This is a genomic window from Aquidulcibacter sp. (genome assembly GCF_044346625.1).
GTDB lineage: Bacteria > Pseudomonadota > Alphaproteobacteria > Caulobacterales > Aquidulcibacteraceae > Aquidulcibacter.
The window spans coordinates 162,271-184,730 of the sequence record NZ_JBIIYV010000001.1 but is presented as its reverse complement, the minus strand read 5'-3'; the positions used below and the strand labels follow the sequence as shown (position 1 = coordinate 184,730).

Here is a 22,460-nt window from a genome sequence, read left to right as displayed (position 1 = left end):
AATAGTAACATTCTCGTGATTTTTGATGGCGGCAGGCGAGAGTCTGCTTTTTATGAGTGGGGTGGATTATGACGACAAGGCGGAAGCTGCTTGCGGGCGCAGGTGCAATGGCGGGTGCAGGACTCGTCGGATTTCAGCCGGCATTTGCCGCTATTCGGCCACCAGTGGCCCGCGTCGAACCGGTTGTGATGAGCCGCTTTGGCATCGCCACAACCGACCCATACCGTTGGATGGAGAATCCCAAAGACCCTGAATGGGTGCCTTACGCCAAAGGGCAGGGGGCTTATGCCCGGCATGTTTTGGATGCAATTCCTGGGCGGGCCGCTCTTGAGAAGCGTGTTGCGAGTCTTTCGGGTGGCACCGAGGCTGTGCGTGATATTCAGCGGGCAGGGGACCATTTGTTCCTAACGGTGCGCCCAGTGGGAGCCAGCAGTGTCCGCCTAGAGGTTCAAGGCCCGGACGGTCAGCGCCGCGTTCTATTTGATCCGAACACGCTGAAGGGTGAGGACGGGGTCCATATCTCGCTCGACTGGTGGCGGGCATCTCCAGACGGCCGCCACGTTGCCTATGGCTCATCTCCAGCTGGATCGGAAGAATCTGTTGGACGTATCTTGCGGGTGGCTGATGGAGTTACCTTAACCGCGGTATTTGAGCGCGCCTTGTTTGGTCCTGCCTTGTGGCTGCCCGATTCTTCAGGTTTCTTTCTCAATCGTTTGTCGGACAAGACTGTACCCGGCACACCAGAATATTTCATGAAGTCGGTCTGTTGGCTCCACAAATTGGGCCAAGACACAAAGGATGACTTAAAGATCGCAACCTATGGCCTCAATAAGATTACGGACCTGACTGAAGTTGAAGTTCCAATCGTCTTGCCCAGTGACGATTCAAAGTTTGCGCTCTTGCTCGGCGTTGATGGGGTTCGCCGCGAAGTCAGCATTTGGAGCGCGACACTTGATGGGATCGTTCAAGGCAACCCTGATTGGACGAAAATCTGCGCACAGGATGACAAGATCACGGGCTACGCGCACTCAGGCTCGACACTCTACCTTATCTCCGAGAAGGAGAGTCCACTGGGTCGCGTGTTGGCGCTTAACCTTGCCGCCCCCAGTTTGGCAAGCGCAACAGAAGTTGTGCCTGCTAGCCAAAACCCGATTGAAAGCATAGGCGCTGCCTCTGACGGGCTCTATATCCAGATTATGGATGGAGGCCCACAACGGCTACGACGACTGGGCAAAGATGGCACGCTAACTGACGTAACCATGCCGTTTGATGCGGGGATCTATGGGCTGTTTGGCAGTGCAACTCGACCAGGCCTTGATGTACTTTTAGGTGGTTGGCTTCAGCCCAATAGCATTTGGAATTACAACCCAGAAGCCAATCGCTTCTCGAATACAGGTTTGTCGCCAAAGCCCGACGTTGACCTGTCACTATTCGAGAGCCAACGCTTCCTCGCGAAGGCCAAAGACGGCACCCAAATTCCCTATGTCGTCATATCAGCCAAGAATGCGACCAAGCGGGGCCCCGCCCCGTGTTTGGCGGATGCCTACGGTGCCTATCAAATTTCCAACACGCCCTTCCTCAATTTGCGGACGCTGGCCATGATGGAGCAGGGTGGCATCTTTATGTTCGCCAGCGTGCGCGGCGGCGGTGATTTTGGCCGACCTTGGTATGAAGCGGGCAAAAAGGCCACCAAATCCAATACATGGAATGATTACATTGCCTGTTGCGAGGATATGATCGCACGTGGCCTAACCAGTCCGTCGAAGCTGACAATTCGAGGCACGTCCGCTGGTGGCGTTGCTGTAGGGCGGGCCATGACGACTCGGCCTGATTTGTTTGCTGGGGTCATTTGTGACGTGGGCTGCGTCAACCTCTCGCGTTCAGAAGTTGAGCAAAACGGACCTGGCAATTTCCCAGAATTTGGGGACCCTTCAGTCGCAGAGGATTATCGCAATCTGATTGCGATGGACACCTATTTTAACGTGAAGGATGATGTCGCTTACCCCGCTGTCATGGTGATCACAGGAATCACAGACCCACGTGTCGGGCCGCATCAAGGCGGCAAGCTTGCCGCTCGTCTGCAAGCGCTGCCCAAGCAGAAAAAGCCCATCATTATGCGCGTTACGTTTGATGAAGGCCATGGCATGGGCTCAACTCGCGAACAGATCGATTCAAAATCGGCTGACGAATACGCCTTTACTTTGTGGCGAGCTGGCGCTGCTCGGTTCCAACCGCGCACATAGATCTGCATTCAAGCTAAGCGATCTGCACTTTTTTCAGCCCGTTACCTGTTGACAGGCCGAAGGGTCATCCCTACCTGCTCCCTGTGTTAGCAGTTGGGCAAGGCGAGTGCTAAAGCGCGTCGCCTGTCCGATTGGACGACACTCATTTTCTGAAACCTGACAATCCTCAAAGGGAGCAAGTCAAATGGCATTTCGTCCGCTTGGCGATCGCGTGCTGGTTAAGCGCGTTGAAGAAGAAACCAAAACCAAAGGTGGGATCATCATCCCAGACACCGCCAAAGAAAAGCCACAAGAAGGCGAAGTCGTTGCGGTTGGCCCAGGTGCCCGCGACGAAGATGGCGAGCGCATCGATATGGACTTGAAAGTCGGCGATCGCATCTTGTTTGGCAAATGGTCTGGCACGGAAGTGAAGATCGACGGCGACGACCTTCTGATCATGAAGGAAAGCGACGTCATGGGCGTCCTCGAATCCTAAATCTTCCTCCTCTTTAAAACTCTGAAAGGCACCTATCATGGCTGCAAAAATCGTATTGTTTGGCTCTGACGCACGCGACCGCATGCTTCAGGGCGTTGATATCTTGGCAAACGCCGTAAAAGTCACCTTGGGTCCTAAGGGCCGCAACGTGGTGATCGAAAAGTCCTTTGGCGCACCACGCACCACCAAGGACGGCGTTTCAGTCGCGAAGGAAATCGAACTGGAAGATAAGTTCCAGAACATGGGCGCACAAATGCTGCGCGAAGTGGCTTCGAAGACCAACGACACCGCTGGCGACGGCACCACCACCGCAACCGTTCTGGCTCAAGCCATCGTTCGCGAAGGCATGAAGGCTGTATCCTCGGGCCGTAACCCGATGGATCTGAAGCGCGGCATCGACAAAGCTGTGACCGAAGTTGTTGCAGGCCTCAAAGCTTCGGCCAAAAAGGTTTCGTCGAACTCTGAAATCGAACAAGTCGGCACCATCTCGGCCAATGGCGAAGCAGAAATCGGCAGAATGATTGCTGAAGCCATGAGCAAAGTCGGCAATGAAGGCGTCATCACCGTTGAAGAAGCCAAGAGCCTCGAGTCCGAATTGGACGTCGTGGAAGGCATGCAGTTCGACCGTGGTTACTTGTCGCCATACTTCATCACCAACGCTGACAAGATGGAAGTTTCGCTCGACGATCCACTGATCTTGATCCACGAAAAGAAGCTGTCGAGCTTGCAGCCCATGTTGCCAGTCCTCGAAGCCGTGGTCCAATCCGGCCGTCCACTCTTGATCATCGCAGAAGACGTTGAAGGCGAAGCCTTGGCGACTTTGGTCGTCAACAAACTGCGCGGTGGCCTGAAGGTCGCTGCGGTGAAGGCTCCTGGCTTCGGCGACCGTCGTAAAGCTATGCTGGAAGACCTCGCGATTTTGACCGGCGGTCAAGTGATTTCCGAAGACTTAGGCATCAAGTTGGAAACTGTTTCCATCGAGATGTTGGGCCGCGCCAAGAAGGTCACCATTACCAAAGAAAACACAACCATCGTGGATGGCATTGGTGAAAAGGCTGACATCGAAGGCCGCATCGCGCAAATCAAGCGTCAAGTCGAAGAAACCACCTCTGACTACGACCGTGAAAAGCTGCAAGAACGTTTGGCTAAACTGGCCGGCGGTGTTGCTGTGATTAAAGTCGGTGGTTCAACCGAAGTTGAAGTGAAAGAACGTAAGGACCGCGTGGATGACGCGCTGAACGCAACTCGCGCAGCTGTGGAAGAAGGCATTGTTGCTGGTGGTGGCTGTGCGCTGTTGCGCGCTTCACGTGCCATCACAGTTAAAGGCATCAATGACGACGAAGAAGCAGGCGTCAATATCGTGCGTAAGGCTCTGCAAGCCCCGATCCGTCAGATCGTGGAAAATGCAGGCGTCGAAGGTTCGATCGTTGTTGGCAAAATCCTCGAGAACGATACTGTATCCTTCGGCTTCAACGCACAAACCGAAGAATATGTCGACATGATCGTTGCTGGCATCATCGACCCGGTAAAGGTCGTCCGTACCGCATTGCAAGACGCAGCATCGGTTGCGTCTTTGTTGATCACCACCGAAGCCACAATTGCTGAAGCGCCAAAGAAGAGCGCTGGCGGCGCACCAGGCGGCATGCCAGGTGGCATGGGCGGCATGGGCGACATGGACTTCTAAGAAGTCCGTTCGCCAACTACCAAATCTAACGAGCGCGGTCCGGCAACGGGCCGCGCTTTTTGTTTGTCGCCAAAAGGCAGCCAAAAGGTCAATGGATCGATATTGATGCTAGGGCTTGTGTTTGTCGCGTGTCTGATTACCAATATGGCATCTGCCAGATCACATCCGTACTGAAGGCTACACTTTGAATTTTACCCTCTACCAAGTCCTTCTTTATGCGCATATTTTGGGCGTAATCCTTTTGGCCGGCAACATCACGATCACTGCGTTTTGGAAAGTCTTGGCCGACATGACCAAGGATGCCAAACAGATTGCTTTTGCCAATCGCGCCGTGATCATTGCCGACTGGTTGTTTACCCTACCTGGTATCGTGCTGACATTGGTTGGGGGCATTGGGATATCATGGATGGGGCAATGGCCACTCTTTGAGGTGTCTTGGCTCAGTTGGAGCGTTTTCTGGTTTATTGTGGCGGGCCTACTTTGGATGATTTTCTTGATCCCGCTCCAAATCCGCCAGAGCCGGGCGGCAAAGCACTTTGCGGAAACGGGTGACATTCCCGATAGTTATTGGCGCGATGCCAAATGGTGGATAACCATCGGCCTGATCGCGACAATACCCTTATTGATCATTCTCTATCTGATGGTGTTCAAACCCTAAAGGGCAAGCTTCTCCGAATGGCGATATCGGACCGTGTTCGCGCCACCCAAAGCCCGGACCTTTGCAAACATCTTCAATCCGGTTAGGTCTGCCTGTGTTCAGGGAGAGAAACATATGAAAACAATCGTCCGCGGCTTGGTCCTTATCTTGGGGCTCTTCAATCTTGTTATTGGTCTGGGCTTTTTGCTGCAGCCTGCCAAATTGGCTGCAGCCTTCTTCTTGTCGCCAATCGGTTCACAAGGCCTGGCCACAATACGAGCCGACTTTACAGGTTTCTTCATCGGGGCATCCTTGTTTGCGCTTTATGGCGCTTGGAAAACACGGGCGGATGCATTGTTGGTGCCTATGGTGATGATTGGACTTGCTTTGACCGGGCGTTTTGTAAGCCTGGCGCTCGATGGCATGGCCCCGACTGCCCCAGCCCCTATGGTGATTGAAGTGATTATGTTGACGATTTTGTTCGTCGGCTTTCGTGCATTTCAACCCGTAAGCAAGTCGGCTTGAGACTGATCCACCCTGTCGGCTTGGACAGGCTGACTGGGGGATAGTTTCTCGTTCATCCTCACCTCTCTCGGCACTTGCCATTCTTGGCACCTTGACCGAGGTGGGACAGATATGAAGCCAGACGAGAAATACCAGTTGGATTGCGCACGGGTCGGCTTTGCCTGTGATGCCGCTGCCTTTGCTTTGGGAATAAAGGCCGATTTGTTGGTACCCGTGCGTGGGACAGCCCAGCATGCCTTTGCGCGCCAAGTCGCAATGTATTTGACCCATGTTGCCTTTGGCATGAGCCTGCACCGTGTTGCAGTGGCCTTTGGGCGCGACCGTTCGACGGGGGCTTTCGCTTGCCATTTAAACGAGGATCGACGCGATGATTCAAAAGCTGGTGACATGCTGGACGAGCTTGAGTCGGGCTTGCGGGCGGCACCAGCCCCACGTTTGCCTCTGGATCGTTAGGCCGCCTAGGCCAGCGACCGTGCTAAGGCATCGCGGGCTACGTCGTGCATGCGTTGGGCCATGGCTTTAAGGCCATTGGAGCGTTGTGGCGTTAGCGCGTCGCCCAAGCCCAAAGCTTGAAAGGCTGCTTGCGCGTCGAGTGCTAGAATTTCAGATGGAGGCCGTCCTGAATACATCCGCACCAAAATCGCCAATAGGCCTTGGACGATGGCCGCATCTGACTGGCCTCTAAACTCAATCAAGCCAGTCTCTGGCGCAGTGGCAGAAACGAGCCAAACTTGGCTGGCACAGCCACGCACTTTTGCAATCTCGACCAGCTCAGACTTCTCCAAAGGGGACAGAGCGCGGCCAAGGTCGATCACATAGCGATACCGCTCTTCCCAATCGTCCAGAAAGGAGAATTCTTCGATGAGCTCTTTGAGCCTTGGATCATTCATGGTCTAATCAGCGAACGGTTTTGGCCATACATTTGGCGATTTCCCCTAAAGGATGTTCAGCCAAGCAGAAGGAACGCTCATAGGGCTGTTTTGTGGCTGCATTGCACATTTGCATGTTCAAACGCGAGGAGTTCACACAGCTTACAAGGCGGGGATCGCGCATCAGGGCTTCGGTGTCTTCTTTTCGGTCCACAGGCCCGCCAATGGCGGACAAAGCTGCGAGTGACACCATACGATCAATCGGCGACCAAGCGCGAATGGGCTCTGGCAAGGTCACACCATCGCGTGAAGCTTGATTAGAGAGGCGCACACTGCGTTGGATAGAAGTGGCGCGCGCTAGAGTAGCTTGAGCCGAGATACTAGCCTCAGGCAAGGCAGACAAGGTGATCGCCGCCTCTGGAGCTGGAACAGGGGCGACCAGAGTGCGCAGAGCAGCATTTCTTGCCTTTGAATCAGCTGTGCTTGCTTTGGCCCAAGCGTATTTTTGCCAATCATAGGCTGCTTGCTTAAAGGCATCTCCTTCTTCTTGGATCTTGGACGCATCGGCCAGAATAGCGCGCGCAGCGATAAGAGCCGCTTGCTCTCCCCCCGGGATGCTGCGTGCAAACGCAATCTCGCTTCGCAATTTGGTGATCAAAGCATCGCGACCCATCCGGGTTTCCAATTTGCGCACTTCATTCACAAACTCGTCCTGCGTAGCGGCCCAAGTTGCCCCATAAGCAACGACGCCAAGGGCTAGCCGATCTGAGTTTAAGTGGCGCGCGATACGTTCTGTAGACAAAGTAAGGGCGCGACCTGTGGTGATCGAACCGATTGTCAGCGCTTCAACGTCGGCTGCATAGGCCGCGTAGAGGGCAGCATGAGCGCCAAGCGTGTTAGCACCAGCAGGAATGGCAAGGCCTACTGGAGCCGCTTTTACGGTGGGGACAGGCGCTACCTTCGCTATTGGTGCTTTTTTGGCAGGTGCCTTGCGCACCGTGGCCTTCTTAGCGCTGACTTTTTTTGCACTGGCCTTGGGACGTTGTTGGGCGGAGGCATCTACACTGATGGCCAGACCTGCACTGACAAACAGTGTCGCAACGACACATGCGAGCCACTTTCTGCTCATATCTATCTCCTTTAGGCACCCCACTGCCTGCACTTACACCTTATGGCAGAGGGTGTCTGAATAAATCGCAACCAAGATCGGCCAAAACTCCTAAACTTCACCTCTCACGCGAACTGAGGCGACTTTCGACAGCCCGTCGGTTACAAGTTTGTGTGGACACAATGCAACATCCAAATTTGGCTGATTCTGAAAGCAGCGAGAAGGCTTGGTTCGTATCGGACCAACCGCTAACCCCTGCGCAATGGGCCAGCGGCAGCAGCGCGGCCCTCGCAGCGCTCACCCTAGCTTATGCCATTTGGCTGGCGGAGCCACGTTTAATCCTTGGCCTGTCTTGCGTGGCTTTTTGCACAATGGCCGCATTTCTGATCACCTCCTACAGTAATCAAGCACGCCAAGCGGTGATCATTCCTATCCTCTGGGCCGGAGCGGCATTAGGCTTGGGTAGCCTCGAGAGCGGTACCCCCGACTTTGCTCTTGCCGCTGTTATCTGGCCGCTGTTAGCAGCAGCGGCTGCAGGCGTCACGCTTGTCACTGGCATTTCAGCCAGCCTGTGTGCGATGGCGGCCTTGCTGATTCTAACACCGCTTTTACCTGCTGGCCCCAACTTTGCTGCAAGTTCTTGGGTGCCATTGATCGCAAAGTTTTTGGTGATCTGGACGACGTCTGCCCTGGCCTTGGCGATTTGTGCTCGGGCGGGGGGCGTAATCCATAAGGTACGCCAGACCGCACGCGAGATGGCCAAACAGGCGTTAGACAGCCGTGATGCTGCTCAAGCCGAAACCCGCGTTGCCCAAGCTGAAACACAAGACCGTGCAAGATTTATGGCTGAGATGAGCCACGAAATTCGTACGCCTCTCAATGCGATACTGGGTTTTGCTGATACGATGCGTGAAGGCATATTTGGCCCACTGCCCAAGGGCTATGAGGATTATCCTGGCCTGATTCATACCAGCGGCAGCCATTTGCTTGACTTGGTTTCAGACCTGCTCGACATCTCAAAAATCGAGGCCGGCCGGTATGAAGTCCATTTGGAAGATATCCGCCTTGACCAGTTTTTGTTTGAGGCGACTGCTTTGTCCAGTGGGGCGGCCCGCTCGGCTGGCGTGCAGATCCGCCACGAAGTTGGATTACCTGTGACCGTGCGTGGCGATGCGCGCGCGATGCGCCAAATTGCATTCAATCTGGTGTCCAACGCGATTAAGTTCACGCCAAAAGACGGCTCGGTAACGCTTCGCATTCGTCTGGATCAAACGGCTGACCAAGCCATTTTGGAAATTGCTGACGATGGGGCAGGCATCAGCCCGGCGGACCTTGCTCGGATTGGACAACCTTGGGCACAGGGCGATAATCAAAGCCGGGCCAACAGTCGGGTGGTGCGCAGCTCTGGATTGGGCTTAGCGGTCGTCAAGCGTTTGACGGAATTGCAGGGGGGGCGCTTTTGGCTGGAAAGCACGCTTGGGCTTGGTACTACCGCAAAGGTCGGATTGCCCCTGGCAAATCTTGGGCAACCAGAAGCCTAGAACTCAGCGGCGAAAGTAAAGGCCGCGACGAGGTCACCAACTTCGACCAAGAGGCGGGTCACGGTGCCAGATCGGCTGGTGATCTCAATCTCAAACGTATCGCGTGGATCGGCATTCAGCACTGCCCGCGTTGTGGCGTCTGAAAACACAAACAAAGTCCCTGCTCTTGGCTTAGACTCAACGCGGGCACGCGTCGCTGCTGGTTGTCGTGAGGCGGCAACATGAATCGACGTCCCATTGCGCAATGGGGGCACTAAGGTTCGGCCCGGCTGGGGCGGACCAAGCTTAGATAGATCTCGTAAGAATAGCCGGGCACCAGATGCCGCAACATCGGGCGTTTCGACAGCAAAACTCAAGCCATTGCCGCTGGCAATCAGGCCAGCCTGCGTCGCACCGCCTGTGTCTTGCAATGCGCGCCAGATGTCTTTGCCACCCCGGTCGACCTTCCAGCTGCGCGCAAGCCCAGGATAGGTCCCTGTTAATTGAGCGCGCCAGCCCTTATGCGCCGCGATGACGCGCTGGGCTTCGCTCTGAACAGCAGAATCACGACAGGGCCTTGTCACAGCAGCTGTTTTAGCCTGACCGGCAATCATATCGAGTCGCTGGGTGCTGGATCCGGACCGTAAAGCAGCGCCGCGCGCTTGCGCCGTAAAGCCGGCTAACGCGCGGCGAGGCCCGGTTTCTAAAAGTTGGCAGCGCTCATCAATGGCGCGCATTGCCATCCGTTCGGCATAACTGCGTTCCAGTCCATTCACTTGGGCGTGACTTACGACTGGCATGAGCACCGCTAGACAGAAAAAGGCTCTTTGAAACAAGGTCATGCGCTTAATCTACAGCAGCCTCTCTTTCACTTCGATTAAGCACGGTGCAATAAAAGCTATGAGCAACAGCGAACTTCGCAGCGATATCTGGGTTCAAGCCTTGTTACGCACAGCGCAAACCCAAGGCGCGGCGGGCATTGTTGTGCGGCGGGGCGACGATACCGCAGGTGCTGTCTTAGTTAAGGTGGCGCACTTAGATGGCACCGCACGTCTCTTGGTTCCAGCCCGCGACGGAGCGGGAGAGCGCCTATATCTTGATTTGACTGGAAAAACGGCGGGTCCGGATGAGCCTTCTATTGATGCTTATTTGTCTAAACGTGCATCCCAAGATCAAGATGTTTGGATTGTTGAGATTGAAGACAAGTTAGGCAGAAGCTTTCTCGTTGAGCGTGTGGAATGATTATTAACACAAGCGCGTTATGGTGAACTCCTCGCTTGGAGAGACCTGTATGCTATTTCTGTTCAATGACCGCGTTCTGACGATAACTGGCAACGCTGAAGTTGCGATCAACGCCGGCATCCCGTCCTCCGCTGTAGCGCACTACACGCTGAACGACTCTATCTTGGCCGTGCAAACAGCAATTATGGAAATGCCGAACCTAGCAGCAGAGTCTGCGCAAAAGGCCGCCGCTTTGGCTTGGTTAATTGCCAGCCGCAGCAACGCCAACGCGATCCTGTTCATCGCGCCCCCAAAGTGCAAGCGACCACAAGAAGTCGGTTTTCGGTTGGCAACTGTATCGTTGACTACATTGGGCAGTCTTAAAGCCCAACAAGATGCTGGACGATTGACCTCAGGCATCATCAACACCTCTGTCTGGCAATCCGTCGCGGCTTAAGCTGAAGATCGGCAGGCATTGCTCTAAAGCCTTTAATTGTGGTGAGGCCTCAGCTAAACGAGGGATTCAAAGGCTTGAACTTTTAAGCCGTTTCCCAATTTGTCCATTCGTCTTAGTCAGGCCTCGATCATGTCAGCCGAACTCGCGCGTGAAGTTAAGCGCCGTCGCACCTTTGCTATTATCTCCCACCCTGACGCCGGCAAAACCACGCTTACAGAAAATCTATTGTTGATGGGTGGCGCTATTCGTGCCGCTGGTGCTGTGCGCGCCCGTGGCGAGCAGCGCCGTACGCGTTCAGACTGGATGAAGATTGAGCGCGAACGCGGCATCTCGGTTTCCGCTTCGGTTATGACATTCGAGCATGATGATTGCATCATCAATCTCTTGGACACCCCTGGCCACGAAGACTTTTCTGAAGATACTTATCGTACGCTGACGGCAGCGGATTCGGCGGTGATGGTGCTCGACGCCGCAAAGGGGATTGAGCCACAGACTTTGAAATTGTTTGAAGTTTGTCGTTTGCGCGATATTCCCATCCTGACCTTCATCAATAAGATGGACCGCGAAGCCCAAGATCCGATGGAGTTATTGGATGAAGTGGCGTCAAAGTTGGCCCTTGATCCAGCCCCTATTTTCTGGCCGCAAGGCTCGGGCAACCGGTTCCGCGGTATGGTAGATCTGCGCAATGATCGCTTTACCGTGTTCCGTCGTCCACAAGTTGGCGACGCAGGGCCCTTGGTGCATGACGAGATCGACTTGGCATCGAATGCAATTGCTGAAGTCTTGAGCCAAGCCGAGATGGAAGAACTGCGTGGGTCCGCCGAGTTGGTACAAGGTGGATATCCAGCATTTGACCTTGAATCCTACCGCGAGGGCCACATGACACCAGTCTTCTTTGGCTCCGCTCTGCGTCAATTTGGTGTGCGCGAACTGCTAGATGGGCTGCGAGATTATGCGCCGTCGCCACGTGACCAAAAGGCGATGGACAAAGGGGTCGAAACCCAAGTCCAAGCGGACCGGGATGAGGTGACAGGCTTCGTTTTTAAGATTCAAGCTAATATGGATCCAGCGCACCGCGACCGTGTTGCGATGGTGCGGCTAGCATCCGGCAAGTTTCAGCGCGGCATGCGCTTAAAGACAGGATCGGGGAAACAGATTGGCGTGCATGCACCGCTCATGTTCGTTGGCCAAGATCGCGAGATCACTGACGAAGCCTGGGCAGGGGATGTGATTGGTGTGCCGAACCATGGCGTCCTGCGCGTCGGGGACAGTTTGTCAGAGACCGGGCAAGTAAAGTTTGCAGGCATTCCGAACTTTGCCCCGGAAATCTTGCGGCGCGCTTCGGTCAAAGACCCTTTGAAGGCCAAGCATTTGAAAAAGGCGCTGGAATCCTTGGCCGAGGAAGGCGTCACGCAATTGTTCCGTCCTCATTTTGGTTCAGATCTTATTGTTGGTGCCGTTGGCCCCTTGCAGTTTGACGTGTTGGTCGAACGCCTAGCCGCAGAATATGGGCTGCAAGTTGTGTTTGAGACTTGCGCATTCAATGGCGTGCGCTGGATCGCAGCTGATAGTGCATCAGACCTAGAGCAGTTTGCTGATCGCAACCGGGCTGGCATGGGCACAGACTTGGACGGCGCGGAGGTCTTCTTAGCCAAGAATACTTGGGAGATTGGCTATGTCGCGGAGAAATTTCCGAAAATCCGCTTTACCAACGTACGCGAACGGATGATCTAAGCAGCTTGTGCTGACACATTAGCCCGTAAACGCAAGAAGCGAATGGCCCGTTGGGCTGCTTCTGGCGGTACATCATTATACATATTGCCAAGGACTTGGGCCTGTCCCATGCCGTCATTGCCCAGCACCAGAACTGCGATTGTCACAAACAAGGCTCGTTCAAAGTTTGCAGCCCGGCAAACCATTGCCATCGTGTCGATATCTTTTTTCTCAAACAAGAGCGCGGTTTGGAAATAATCAAGGCCCGTGAAATCGCCAAAGGCAATCATGAACTTTGTGGATTGCTCATTGCGCCACATGGTGGGCAACATAGCTCGGTTGACAGCGTTTCTCGCTTTTTCTTTAGAGAATTCCTTTTGAACCGCTTCAAAGTCAGCAGGTAGCGTGCCGTTGACAATCGCGACCCGCGTTTGGGCGCGGCGCATGGCGCGCTCAACTTCCTCTTCAGTGAACTCTGAATTGCGTTCAAGAATTTCGCGCCGCATTGGGCCTTCCACAATTGTGTAAAGACGGTTCAAATGCTCTGGCGAGATGACTTTGCGTTGGGATATTGGACGGTGCAGATCAGGGTTATTGGCCGCGCGATCAACAATCCTGTCGAAAGTCTCGTCGGAGACCTTGGCTGTTTGGTTGCTAACCAAAGAGGCGACCACTATATCATCACCATGCGAGACCAGTGCATCTGACAGCTGCTCACCGACGTCAGGACGTTGGGTGACGACCATTTGGTGCGCGTGGCCACGTGTTTCTACAACGCGGATCAGATCATCTTGAGTCAGTGATGTTGAACGACGCAGAATTGGACCGGCTATGCCGATCTCCTCGTCGTTCGCCATCATCACGGCGAGTGTACGTGGGGCTTCGCCACCAGAGAAACGCTGGGCTAGCTCTTTACGAACTTCAGTATCGAGTTCGTAGGCAACCTTAGAAATCAGGTCACCAAAAAGCTTTGTTTCTAGGGGGCTATGGTTTTCGTGAGAGTCAAAGAATAAGTCAGTAACTTCATTGAGAAGCACGCGACGTTTTTCGCTGGAGCTCTCGCTCGCAACTTCCAGTAGCTTAGCGTATCTTTCGCCAACTTGCATCTCAGTTTCCCATTCCTACACCCGTTCTACAGGAAAAGCGTAAATATTTGATGGTCGGAATTCATCAAAATGTCTGAGGTTACCCACCAGGACCACCGCTTAAACGGGGCTCCCGGTCGATGAAGGATGGGTTACGCGCGCGCTCACGTGCAACGTCAGCCAACGCACTTTTGCGGGCCTGATTGGATTGCTCCGCTCGCGGGGTTCCCCGCGCACCCTTGGCTCTACTGGTAGGTTTCTGTGCTCCTGAATCAGGTTGGCCGTTATCGTATGGCGGTTCAGACTCGTTGGGTTCATAACTTTGGCTAGACCGCGTTGATTTTGGCTGCGGCGATTCCGGAACTGGAACAGTCCCTGCTAGCGGGTCTGCGCGAACTTCACCTTTGGCAACTGCCCGTTGACGTTCTGCTTCCACTGCTTCCCATTCGCGCTGTATAGCATAAGCTGGTTGGCCACTCGCGCGGGCGGAATTGATTTGAGACCGTCGCATGGCCGCAGCATCAACCATGCCGTCAGCTCCTCGAAAGCTTGTTAAATCCGTCGCCTGTTGTGGTGCGACCTGACTTTGCATTTGCTGCGGTGCAGTCATCGGCTCTGGTGCTGGGCTATAGCTCATCGGTGGCACGCTTGGCGGTGGTGTTGCGACAGCGGACGGTGCCTTATTCATAGGTCGCGAGCCAGAATAGGATTGCGGTGCAGGTCTTGCTACTTCCGCCGCAGACTGCTGACGCGGTGTGCCGCGCGCGCCTGCCCGAGGCGCGCTCAATTCAGCGGGTGCAGACTGGGCAGTAGTAGGAGCTGCATTAGGCTGTGCGGGCATAAAATCTACCCTGCCGGCAGACGGAGCCGATGCTGGCACCATCGCGGGAGGCGGTGCAATGGGTGCCCCTTGATTGTAGGCCAAAACTGGCTGGGGCAGGCGCGCGTTTGGATCTAACCAGGGTGCTGGGCGAACTTCATAATTGGCCAGGCCATCTGCATATCGCCCGCCAGGTGTCAGCGCACCCGATCTGCGGGGAAGGCCTGATTCGAAGCCTAATTGACGAACAGGGGTCAAGGATTTTGAGAGCGCGCACATGCGCGGTTGGGGGCCCATATTCCGGCTGCGACGACTGGTTGATTCAACCCTCGGAACGGAGCCGCCAAATGACCAAGACGCACACATTCTGTCGCTTGTACAAGCAGTTGCACATGTAGTTGCCGATGCCGCCGGAAATTGTGAATAAGCAGCATTCTGGGCAAAACTGGTGCTGGCAGTGGCAAAAGCCAGCCAGAAAGCGAAAACACGCGCACGCATATACTCTCTCCTAATATAGGAGATATCGGTGCCGTGCGTCGGTTAAGGTAGAATTAAGTTTGGATCCAATTCGCAGATTTATGCGTTGCCCAGCAAGGATTCTTTGAGTTCAAGCAGAGTTAGCCACTCGTCTTCACTGGCTTGTAGCTGCGCGCGGGTTTGCACAGCTTGTGCCGATGTCTTGTCAAAACGGGCCGGATCGCGACTGTAGAGATTGGGGTCGTTTAAGATATCCTCCAGTTGCGCGATATGGTTCTCCAGTTTTGGGATCAGCGCTTCTAATTCGCTCAACCGGCGTTCGTCTTTGTATGAAAGTTTCTTTGCTGCCTTAGCAGCAGGCTCAGCGCTTGGGGCAGCATTTGTTTTTGCTTTAGACGTCTGCAGATGGCCAAGAATGGGTATGCCCTGACGCACAAGATCGGTCCAGCCGCCGGGCGTTTCAAGCCAAGTACCATCCCCGCGCGGTGCCAAGGTGGCTGTCACAACGCCGTCGAGAAAGGCGCGGTCATGGCTGACCAAGATTACTGTGCCGTCATACTCGGCCAGCATATCTTCCAAAACATCCAAGGTTTCCATGTCGAGGTCATTGGTCGGTTCGTCCAACACAAGCACGTTGGATGGCTTTGCCAGTGCTAGAGCTAAGAGCACCCGGTTGCGCTCTCCACCGCTGAAAGAACCAACTGGTTGGCGCAAGTGACGGCTGTCGAATAAAAAGTCTTTGGCATAGGCCGCGACGTGTTTGGGCCTTTCGCGCACCATGATTTGATCGCCTCCAGCCGGAGCAAAGGTGTCCCACAAAGTTGCTTTAGGGTCGAGGGCGGCGCGCGATTGATCAAGATAGGCGATGGTTAGATTCTTGCCCATACGGGTTGTCCCGACATCGGGCTCTAAGGTGCCAACCAGCATTTTGATCAGGGTAGACTTACCCACACCGTTCGGTCCGACAATACCTAAACGATCGCCCCGGACAACACGAAGGTCCAGGTTCCTGATGATTTCGCCGCGTCCGGCGAAGCCTTTTGAGACGCCCTTAGCTTCAAAAACCAATTTACCCGATGTGCCGCCGGTGTCGGCCTGTAGGGCAGCTGTGTCTTTGCGCACTAAGGCCGCTTGGCCCTTGCGGGCTTCGCGCATGTCCATCAAACGGCGCAAGCGACCTTCATTGCGTGTGCGACGTGCAGTCACGCCTCGTGCCAACCAGCGGGCTTCATCCTCGAGAGTTTTATCCAGCTTTTCCAGTGCTTTGCGGTCTTGTTCCTCGATGCTCGCCGCCCAAGCCTCAAACTTAGAAAAGGGTGCATCTAAGCGTCGTACGACACCATTGCGCAGCCACAGGCACGACGTCGAAATGGCAGACAGAAAGGCACGGTCGTGGCTGACCACCAGCACTGCGCCTGAGAATTGTTTCAATCGCCGTTCGAGTTCTTCAATAGCTGAGATGTCGAGGTGGTTGGTCGGCTCATCCAACATCAATAGATCGGGGTCTGCGGCTAACGCTCGAGCAAGGGATGCACGGCGTGCTTCGCCTCCCGACATCCCCGCCACAGGGCGGTCGGGGGATAGACCAAAACTGTGCAATTCCGCGGCCGCAGCGGCCAAGCGCGCAGCTTCATCTCGGTCATGAGGCACGTCTTGTGCCGCCCACTCAAGCAAACTTGTCGCATTGCTAAAGTCAGGTTCTTGGGTCTGGGTTGCGGCATGGGTGCCGTTTGAAACCACCCGCTCTCCAGAATCATACTCAAGCTGACCCGCTAAAACCGACATGAGGGTCGATTTGCCGGCCCCATTGGCACCGACAAGGGCGGCCCGCTCACCACGGCGCAGCGTCAGATCCACCCCAGAAAACACGGGCGCACCCCCACGTTTCAATGCGATATCTTTGAGTTGGATGACAATATCTCGGCTCATCCGTGGCAAGTGTCTATGCTGCGTGCGAAGGTCAAGGTCGCCACGCAGATAGGAGCATGATCACACTGCGAAAGTACTTGGATCGCTCTTGTGCGAAAACACGATTTCGTGTTGCCTGACTTAACTTAAATCGTCAGTCCGAAGGCAATGCTCGTGATTTTGCGCCACTCAATTCTATCTGCTTCAGCTATCGCCCTGGCTTTATCCGTCACATTGGTAGCGGGGTGCGCGACAACCTCCGCCGCTCAAGCGACCGCGACGGCAAGCTCTGAGCCTGCCGCCAAGCCCAAAGCCACATCTAAACCTTTGGCGAAGGGCATGGACAGCCATGGTGCACTCGATCCATTCCCTTCGACATATCAGGCGTTACCTGGTGTTCCGACGGCGATCGTTGGGGCCACAATCCTGACAGCTGCGGGCCAGGAAATTGAAGATGGCACCATCTTGTTCTCCGAAGGCAAGATTGTCGCGGTTGGCAAAGATGTCGCGATCCCAGACGGCACACGGCGCGTTGACGGGCGGGGCAGGTTTGTTACCCCTGGCATTATCGATATTCACTCACACTTGGGCGTCTACCCAAGTCCCGGCGTGCAAGCCAATTCCGACGGGAATGAAGCCACTGATCCGAATACGGCTGAAGTCTGGGCTGAACATTCGATCTGGCCACAGGACCCCGGCTTTAATCGGGCGCGGGAAGGCGGCATCACCAGTCTGATGATCCTGCCAGGCTCAGCCAATTTGTTTGGCGGCCGCTCGGTGACGCTCAAGAATGTGCCAGCTATCACACAGCAAGGCATGAAGTTTCCCGGTGCGCCATACGGCCTTAAAATGGCCTGTGGCGAGAACCCAAAGCGCGTCTATGGTTCGCGCTCACGTTCCCCGTCGACCCGCATGGGCAATATTGCGGTTGCGCGGCGCGCCTGGATTGATGCGGCGGACTATAATCGCAAGTGGAACGACTACCGGGCCAAAGTCGCGGCCGGTGAAACAGCCGGTGACCCGCCTAAACGCGACTTGAAGCTGGAAACGCTGTCGGGGGCGCTCAACGGCGATATCCTCATTCAAAACCATTGTTATCGTGCCGATGAGATGGCTCTCATGATGGATGTGGCAAAGGAGTTTGGCTATAAAATCACGACATTCCACCATTCGTCGGAGGCTTATAAACTCGCACCAGTCTTAAAAGAGGCTGATATTTGCGCGGCGACTTGGGCCGATTGGCAGGGCTTTAAAATGGAATCCCTCGACGGGATCGCCGAAAATGCCGGTATCTTGCAGGCGCATGGTGCCTGCACCATCATCCACTCAGACGACGCCACCATGACCCAACATCTCAATCAAGAAGCCGCTCTAGCAATGGGGGCAGCAGCCCGCGCAGGTATTCCAGTGTCCCGATTGGATGCCATCAAATGGATCACCGCGAACCCCGCGCGCGCCATGGGCATTGGGGCAAAGACCGGTTCTCTGGAAGTTGGGAAGATGGCCGATATTGTTCTATGGGATCGTGATCCCTTTTCCACCTTCGCCCTTGCCCAAACCGTCTATGTTGACGGCGGCATTGCCTATGACCGTAACGACCCGGCCACCCATGCCCGCTCAGATTTTGACCTTGGTCGCCCCAGCTTGGAGCAAAAATAATGAAACCTGTTGCTCTAGTCCTCGCTTTGGCCGTTTCAGCCCCCGCTCTCGCAAGCGCCGACCCCATCGCGATCATCAATGCAAAGATCGAGACCGTGAGCCCCACCGGCACGCTAGCATCTGCTACATTGGTTATGGACAATGGCAAGATTGTCGCCGTTGGCCCATCGGTTGCTATACCCAAGGGCGCAAACATCATCGATGCAAAAGGTGCCGTGGTGACGCCTGGTCTGGTGGCCGCTACAACAAGCCTTGGCATCTCAGAGATCGAGCAAGTGCCGTCTACGCGCGATGATGGGGCCGGTGGGCAGATTGGTGCTGCATTTAATCCCGCAGCAGGCGTCAATCCCGATGCGCCGACAATTGCGCTTGCCCGCCTTAATGGTGTGACGCGGGCATTCCTAACCCCGGTCGCCGGCCGCTCTGGCAATGGGGCCCATGCGCATGACGATAGTGCCTTTCAAACCGCTGGCGGGCACGAGCAAGACGATCCAACCTTGTTTGCAGGTCAAAGCATTGGCATACGTCTTTCTGCCAATTCGCCCGACCTGATCTTCAAAACCAATGCTGGTATGGTGTTGGAATTTGGGGAGTCGGCGGCCGCAGCGGCAGGTGGCTCTCGCGGCGCCTCTTTGATCATATTGAAACGCGTCTTGGCAGACGTGCGCCATTTTGCCGCTAATCGCGCCCTCTATGACAAGGGAGAGGGACGCGAATTGATGGTCAGCCGCCTTGATCTGGAAGCCTTGGTGCCAGTGGTACAAGGGAAGTCTCCCTTGCTGATCCGGGTGTCAAGCGCGAATGATATTCGCCAAGTCTTGAAACTCGCCAAGGAGGAAAACCTGTCCATCGTCCTCGAAGGGGCTGAAGAAGGTTGGCGCGTAGCGTCTGAATTGGCGGCGGCAAGAGTGCCAGTGATCATCGACGCCCAAGCCGCTCTGCCAGCAAGCTTTGAGACACTGGGGACCCATTTGCGCAATGCCCAAATTCTCTATCAAGCGGGCGTTCAAGTCTCGATCATGGGCAGCCGCGATTATAACAATCTGCGGCAAAGCCGTATGAATGCAGGCACCGCTGTCGCGCATGGTCTGCCTTATCAAGCAGCCTTGGCCGCCATCACCTTGAACCCAGCCAAGATCTGGGGCGCGGAAAAAGAGATTGGCTCGATTGAAGTGGGCAAAGCCGCCGATGTGGTAATCTGGTCGGGCGATCCGTTGGAAGGTCAAAGCTATCCCACAGCAGTCTATATAGCTGGGCAATCACAACCCATGACCAGCCGCTCCACCGAACTCGCCGCCCGCTATAAGCCCAGCGCAGACGGCATCGCTCGGCCTGCTTATCGGAATTAATGAGACGAAGGCGCGTTCACCGTCGGACGCCCATCTGTCTCTTACTCCTTGCCAACAATAATTGGGGCAAGTTGGTCTAATGCAGCCTTTGCATTGGTCAATGCCGCCTCGCGTGTTTCAGCGATCGATTGAATTTGCAGCTTATCGCCATTTTTGAAAAGCGACGTCATGCTCAGGCCAAATCTCCCGAAACCGGTGCTTGAAACCCATCCTACTGCACCATAAATCGATACAGCTTCGATGGAACAAGCGGGATCACGTGATTTGCATCCCGCTTCGATCTTAGCAATCGAGTTTTCCCCAGACCTAAAGCGGTCTTCTGCTCCATCGCTGCTCTTACTCAAATTGAGGTCAACGCTTTCCGTGCCTCGGCAATTGAGACAGGTGAAGCTAATTCGATCTGATTTTACCCTTCGAACAAACCTCTTCCCTTCGACATTTAGACTAATTACCTGAGCTTTATTGAAGCTGGCTATTGCAAAGCCCTTGGGCGGATCTGCAAGCGCAGGTAGGGCTGAAATTGCGTAAACCAAGCCAATTGTTGCGACAACGTACTTCATGCACCCTCCCGAAGTTACTACTAGCAGGAAACAATATTTTAGGATGTGAAAATCGTCAATTTGATTATGGCAGGCTACATTATGATTAAAACCTAACTCGCATCACCGCACGGGCCGGGACCCAATGCGGCTGCTAGATGGCGCTGGGCTGGTCGCTGCTGGCCCGGTTTTGCCGCGTGCCATTTTTGCGGCCTTTGGCTCTTCTTCGAACAATTCTGCGAGCTTATCGACGATCGCCCCGCCCAATTGTTCTGCATCCACAATCGTCACGGCCCGACGATAATAGCGGGTCACATCATGACCAATGCCGATAGCGATCAGTTCAACCGGGCTATAATCTTGGATTTTGGCAATGGTGTCGCGCAAATGCCGTTCAAGGTAAGCTCCGGAGTTCACAGACAATGTGCTGTCATCAACCGGCGCACCGTCTGAAATCACCATCAGGATCCTGCGCTGTTCGGGCCTAGCGAGCAAGCGATCATGCGCCCAGTCCAAGGCTTCGCCGTCGATATTTTCTTTCAGCAGGCCTTCGCGCATCATCAGTCCCAGATTGCGCCGAGCCCGACGCCAAGGTGCGTCCGCACTTTTGTAGATGATGTGGCGCAGATCATTCAGGCGACCGGGATTGGCGGGCTTGCCCGCCTTCATCCAGCTATCGCGCGATTGTCCGCCTTTCCATGCCTTGGTGGTAAAGCCCAAGATCTCGGTTTTCACGCCACAGCGCTCGAGTGTACGGGCCAAAATATCGGCACAGATGGCGGCAATCATGATCGGTCTGCCGCGCATGGAGCCTGAATTATCCAACAGAAGCGTCACCACCGTGTCGCGGAAATTGGTGTCATCTTCCATCTTGAAGGTTAGGGGGGCCAAAGGCTCTGTCACCACTCGGGACAGACGCGCCACATCCAGCACGCCTTCTTCTAAATCAAACTGCCAGCTGCGGTTCTGCTGCGCCATCAAACGGCGTTGTAGGCGATTGGCGAGGCGTCCCACCACGCCTTGCAATTGGGTGAGTTGGGCGTCGAGATAGCTGCGCAGACGGGCCAATTCTTCCCCGTCGCAGAGTTCTTCGGCACCCACCGTCTCATCAAAGCTTTTGGTGTAGGTTTTATAGACAAAACCATCGCCGTCGCCGGGCTTAAAGTTTGGTCGAACGGGGGTGGTGCCTTCATCGACTTCGCTGTCATCATCATCGGGCGCGTCGCTATCATCAGCCTCCACGCGCACTTGCACATCTTCCTGCTCGCTGCCTTGCGACTCACCGCGCTGGGTATCTTCCTGCTGCTCGCCGCCTTCTTCCTGTTGATCCTCATTTTGATTGGGATCAGGCGGGGGCTGGTCTGCACCATCGGGCTCTTCGCCATCTTCATCGGATGGGTCAGGCTCTGCCCCTAGTTCATCGCCGAGATCGAGGTCGCGGATAAGATCGCGGGTGACTTCGGCAAAGGCCTTTTGGTCTGACAGGCGCTCAATCAGGCGGTCAATTGTCTCACCCGCTTTGGCTTGCACTTCATCACGCCACAGATCGGCTATGCCACGCCCGGATTCAGGCGGGGCAAGCCCGGTTAAGCGTTCGCGCAGCAACAAGCCCAATGCATCGGCCAAAGGGGCAGTCTGGCGGTCCATCATGCGGGCATAGCCCTTTTTCTCGCACGTCTCGACCAAAGCTGCTGTCAGGTTTTGAGCGACACCCGGCATGGCCAAGGCGCCAATCGCCTCAATGCGGGCCTTCTCGGCTACTTCATAGAGCGCACGGGCACGCGGGCCTTCGGGCATAGCGGCAGTGTGAGCGGCTAAATCATGGTGGGCGAGGCGCAGGGCGGCAGCATCCGCGTGACCACGCAGTCGCGATACTTCTTGCTCGCCCAAGGCGCGCGCCGGATGGGGTAGGCCAATGCGATTGCCTGAAACGCTCGGCCCATCGGCAGAGAAACTCACTTCCACCTCCTCGGTACGCGACAGGGCCCGCGCCGTATGGGTGATCACACGTTTAAAAACGTCTTGAGGGGTTTCTTTGCTCGCCATCGTAAGACTGACATAAGCCGGAGCCGTGTGCCTGTCACGCCTCTGTCTGCGTTGATTTCAGTAATTGAGCGACCATCGCTGACGTGTGTTACAAACTGTGTTCTTCGTAAACCAAAAAGGGCCAC

The 22,460-nt window shown here is 55.2% G+C and carries 20 protein-coding genes; 12 read left to right on the top strand and 8 right to left on the bottom strand.

Translation table 11 applies throughout. The features are described from left to right. The first annotated feature begins 68 nt into the window (after nt 1-68). The 6 genes from ACIQ20_RS00830 (at nt 69) to ACIQ20_RS00805 (ending at nt 6,017) form a co-directional block, all read left to right on the top strand. Nucleotides 69-2,243, top strand: a complete 2,175-nt coding sequence (locus ACIQ20_RS00830) for a prolyl oligopeptidase family serine peptidase (protein WP_395776481.1) — start codon at nt 69-71, stop codon at nt 2,241-2,243. 184 nt (nt 2,244-2,427) lie between these two features. Further along, nucleotides 2,428-2,718, top strand: coding sequence for a co-chaperone GroES (gene groES / locus ACIQ20_RS00825; protein ID WP_395776479.1), 291 nt, complete (start codon nt 2,428-2,430; stop codon nt 2,716-2,718). 37 nt (nt 2,719-2,755) lie between these two features. Then, on the top strand, nt 2,756-4,402 hold the full coding sequence (gene groL / locus ACIQ20_RS00820) for a chaperonin GroEL (RefSeq protein WP_395776477.1): 1,647 nt from the start codon (nt 2,756-2,758) through the stop codon (nt 4,400-4,402). Between the two features lie 184 nt (nt 4,403-4,586). Next, complete coding sequence (locus tag ACIQ20_RS00815; RefSeq protein ID WP_395776475.1) at nt 4,587-5,060, top strand: DUF2269 family protein; 474 nt, start codon at nt 4,587-4,589, stop codon at nt 5,058-5,060. 114 nt (nt 5,061-5,174) lie between these two features. Next, nucleotides 5,175-5,564 (top strand): DUF4345 family protein, encoded by a 390-nt coding sequence (locus ACIQ20_RS00810; protein ID WP_395776473.1) that lies wholly within the window; start codon nt 5,175-5,177, stop codon nt 5,562-5,564. A gap of 111 nt (nt 5,565-5,675) precedes the next feature. Continuing rightward, complete coding sequence (locus ACIQ20_RS00805) at nt 5,676-6,017, top strand: helix-turn-helix domain-containing protein (RefSeq protein WP_395776471.1); 342 nt, start codon at nt 5,676-5,678, stop codon at nt 6,015-6,017. Nucleotides 6,018-6,022: 5 nt separating this feature from the next. Here the strand turns inward: ACIQ20_RS00805 and ACIQ20_RS00800 are convergent, their stop codons facing one another. Both ACIQ20_RS00800 and ACIQ20_RS00795 read right to left on the bottom strand, forming a co-directional pair. Beyond that, nucleotides 6,023-6,454: a SufE family protein gene (locus ACIQ20_RS00800; protein WP_395776469.1), complete on the bottom strand. Its 432-nt coding sequence runs from the start codon at nt 6,452-6,454 to the stop codon at nt 6,023-6,025. A 7-nt stretch (nt 6,455-6,461) separates the two neighbouring features. Continuing rightward, complete coding sequence (locus ACIQ20_RS00795) at nt 6,462-7,562, bottom strand: hypothetical protein (RefSeq protein WP_395776467.1); 1,101 nt, start codon at nt 7,560-7,562, stop codon at nt 6,462-6,464. 161 nt (nt 7,563-7,723) lie between these two features. Between ACIQ20_RS00795 and ACIQ20_RS00790 the strand changes: the two genes are divergently transcribed. Continuing rightward, nucleotides 7,724-9,082, top strand: coding sequence for a sensor histidine kinase (locus ACIQ20_RS00790; protein ID WP_395776465.1), 1,359 nt, complete (start codon nt 7,724-7,726; stop codon nt 9,080-9,082). On the opposite strand, the gene ACIQ20_RS00785 is transcribed toward ACIQ20_RS00790, so the two are convergent. Next, the gene (locus ACIQ20_RS00785) at nt 9,079-9,861 is read right to left on the bottom strand and encodes a hypothetical protein (protein WP_395776463.1); all 783 of its coding nucleotides are present in this window, start codon (nt 9,859-9,861) and stop codon (nt 9,079-9,081) included. The genes ACIQ20_RS00790 and ACIQ20_RS00785 overlap by 4 nt on opposite strands. A 100-nt stretch (nt 9,862-9,961) precedes the next feature. Here ACIQ20_RS00785 and ACIQ20_RS00780 point away from each other — a divergent pair, with 100 nt between their 5' ends. From ACIQ20_RS00780 to ACIQ20_RS00770, 3 genes are all read left to right on the top strand, one after another. Further along, entirely contained in the window at nt 9,962-10,303 is a 342-nt protein-coding gene (locus ACIQ20_RS00780; protein WP_395776461.1) for a DUF1491 family protein, read from the top strand. 49 nt (nt 10,304-10,352) lie between these two features. Next, on the top strand, nt 10,353-10,739 hold the full coding sequence (locus ACIQ20_RS00775; protein ID WP_395776459.1) for a hypothetical protein: 387 nt from the start codon (nt 10,353-10,355) through the stop codon (nt 10,737-10,739). A gap of 129 nt (nt 10,740-10,868) precedes the next feature. Then, nucleotides 10,869-12,473, top strand: coding sequence for a peptide chain release factor 3 (locus tag ACIQ20_RS00770; protein ID WP_395776457.1), 1,605 nt, complete (start codon nt 10,869-10,871; stop codon nt 12,471-12,473). On the opposite strand, the gene ACIQ20_RS00765 is transcribed toward ACIQ20_RS00770, so the two are convergent. The 3 genes from ACIQ20_RS00765 to ACIQ20_RS00755 all read right to left on the bottom strand — a co-directional run bounded on the left by ACIQ20_RS00765 (nt 12,470) and on the right by ACIQ20_RS00755 (nt 16,772). After that, complete coding sequence (locus ACIQ20_RS00765) at nt 12,470-13,558, bottom strand: DUF2336 domain-containing protein (RefSeq protein WP_395776455.1); 1,089 nt, start codon at nt 13,556-13,558, stop codon at nt 12,470-12,472. The genes ACIQ20_RS00770 and ACIQ20_RS00765 overlap by 4 nt on opposite strands. Before the next feature lie 79 nt (nt 13,559-13,637). After that, the gene (locus tag ACIQ20_RS00760; protein ID WP_395776453.1) at nt 13,638-14,654 is read right to left on the bottom strand and encodes a hypothetical protein; all 1,017 of its coding nucleotides are present in this window, start codon (nt 14,652-14,654) and stop codon (nt 13,638-13,640) included. Between the two features lie 279 nt (nt 14,655-14,933). Beyond that, on the bottom strand, nt 14,934-16,772 hold the full coding sequence (locus ACIQ20_RS00755) for an ABC-F family ATP-binding cassette domain-containing protein (protein ID WP_395776451.1): 1,839 nt from the start codon (nt 16,770-16,772) through the stop codon (nt 14,934-14,936). Nucleotides 16,773-16,910: 138 nt separating this feature from the next. On the opposite strand from ACIQ20_RS00755, the gene ACIQ20_RS00750 reads away from it, so the two are divergent. Then, nucleotides 16,911-18,401 (top strand): amidohydrolase, encoded by a 1,491-nt coding sequence (locus tag ACIQ20_RS00750; RefSeq protein ID WP_395776449.1) that lies wholly within the window; start codon nt 16,911-16,913, stop codon nt 18,399-18,401. Further along, nucleotides 18,401-19,750 (top strand): amidohydrolase family protein, encoded by a 1,350-nt coding sequence (locus ACIQ20_RS00745; protein ID WP_395776447.1) that lies wholly within the window; start codon nt 18,401-18,403, stop codon nt 19,748-19,750. Before ACIQ20_RS00750 ends, ACIQ20_RS00745 begins: the two co-directional genes overlap by 1 nt. A 41-nt stretch (nt 19,751-19,791) precedes the next feature. Here ACIQ20_RS00745 and ACIQ20_RS00740 read toward each other — a convergent pair whose 3' ends face one another. Together ACIQ20_RS00740 and cobT are read right to left on the bottom strand one after the other, a co-directional pair. Continuing rightward, complete coding sequence (locus ACIQ20_RS00740) at nt 19,792-20,310, bottom strand: hypothetical protein (protein WP_395776445.1); 519 nt, start codon at nt 20,308-20,310, stop codon at nt 19,792-19,794. Between the two features lie 102 nt (nt 20,311-20,412). Further along, nucleotides 20,413-22,335, bottom strand: a complete 1,923-nt coding sequence (gene cobT / locus ACIQ20_RS00735) for a cobaltochelatase subunit CobT (protein WP_395776443.1) — start codon at nt 22,333-22,335, stop codon at nt 20,413-20,415. Nucleotides 22,336-22,460: the final 125 nt, after the last annotated feature.

What these genes read in the sequence shown, in the direction of transcription:
- ACIQ20_RS00795 (WP_395776467.1), bottom strand. Translation starts at nt 7,562, where the DNA reads ATGAGCAGAAAGTGGCTCGCATGTGTCGTTGCGACACTGTTTGTCAGT.
- ACIQ20_RS00790 (WP_395776465.1), top strand. Translation starts at nt 7,724, where the DNA reads ATGCAACATCCAAATTTGGCTGATTCTGAAAGCAGCGAGAAGGCTTGG.
- ACIQ20_RS00745 (WP_395776447.1), top strand. Translation starts at nt 18,401, where the DNA reads ATGAAACCTGTTGCTCTAGTCCTCGCTTTGGCCGTTTCAGCCCCCGCT.
- ACIQ20_RS00800 (WP_395776469.1), bottom strand. Translation starts at nt 6,454, where the DNA reads ATGAATGATCCAAGGCTCAAAGAGCTCATCGAAGAATTCTCCTTTCTG.
- ACIQ20_RS00765 (WP_395776455.1), bottom strand. Translation starts at nt 13,558, where the DNA reads ATGCAAGTTGGCGAAAGATACGCTAAGCTACTGGAAGTTGCGAGCGAG.
- cobT (WP_395776443.1), bottom strand. Translation starts at nt 22,335, where the DNA reads ATGGCGAGCAAAGAAACCCCTCAAGACGTTTTTAAACGTGTGATCACC.
- ACIQ20_RS00770 (WP_395776457.1), top strand. Translation starts at nt 10,869, where the DNA reads ATGTCAGCCGAACTCGCGCGTGAAGTTAAGCGCCGTCGCACCTTTGCT.
- ACIQ20_RS00810 (WP_395776473.1), top strand. Translation starts at nt 5,175, where the DNA reads ATGAAAACAATCGTCCGCGGCTTGGTCCTTATCTTGGGGCTCTTCAAT.
- ACIQ20_RS00780 (WP_395776461.1), top strand. Translation starts at nt 9,962, where the DNA reads ATGAGCAACAGCGAACTTCGCAGCGATATCTGGGTTCAAGCCTTGTTA.
- ACIQ20_RS00775 (WP_395776459.1), top strand. Translation starts at nt 10,353, where the DNA reads ATGCTATTTCTGTTCAATGACCGCGTTCTGACGATAACTGGCAACGCT.
- ACIQ20_RS00805 (WP_395776471.1), top strand. Translation starts at nt 5,676, where the DNA reads ATGAAGCCAGACGAGAAATACCAGTTGGATTGCGCACGGGTCGGCTTT.
- ACIQ20_RS00785 (WP_395776463.1), bottom strand. Translation starts at nt 9,861, where the DNA reads ATGCCAGTCGTAAGTCACGCCCAAGTGAATGGACTGGAACGCAGTTAT.
- ACIQ20_RS00760 (WP_395776453.1), bottom strand. Translation starts at nt 14,654, where the DNA reads ATGGGCCCCCAACCGCGCATGTGCGCGCTCTCAAAATCCTTGACCCCT.
- ACIQ20_RS00750 (WP_395776449.1), top strand. Translation starts at nt 16,911, where the DNA reads ATGCTCGTGATTTTGCGCCACTCAATTCTATCTGCTTCAGCTATCGCC.
- groES (WP_395776479.1), top strand. Translation starts at nt 2,428, where the DNA reads ATGGCATTTCGTCCGCTTGGCGATCGCGTGCTGGTTAAGCGCGTTGAA.
- ACIQ20_RS00830 (WP_395776481.1), top strand. Translation starts at nt 69, where the DNA reads ATGACGACAAGGCGGAAGCTGCTTGCGGGCGCAGGTGCAATGGCGGGT.
- groL (WP_395776477.1), top strand. Translation starts at nt 2,756, where the DNA reads ATGGCTGCAAAAATCGTATTGTTTGGCTCTGACGCACGCGACCGCATG.
- ACIQ20_RS00740 (WP_395776445.1), bottom strand. Translation starts at nt 20,310, where the DNA reads ATGAAGTACGTTGTCGCAACAATTGGCTTGGTTTACGCAATTTCAGCC.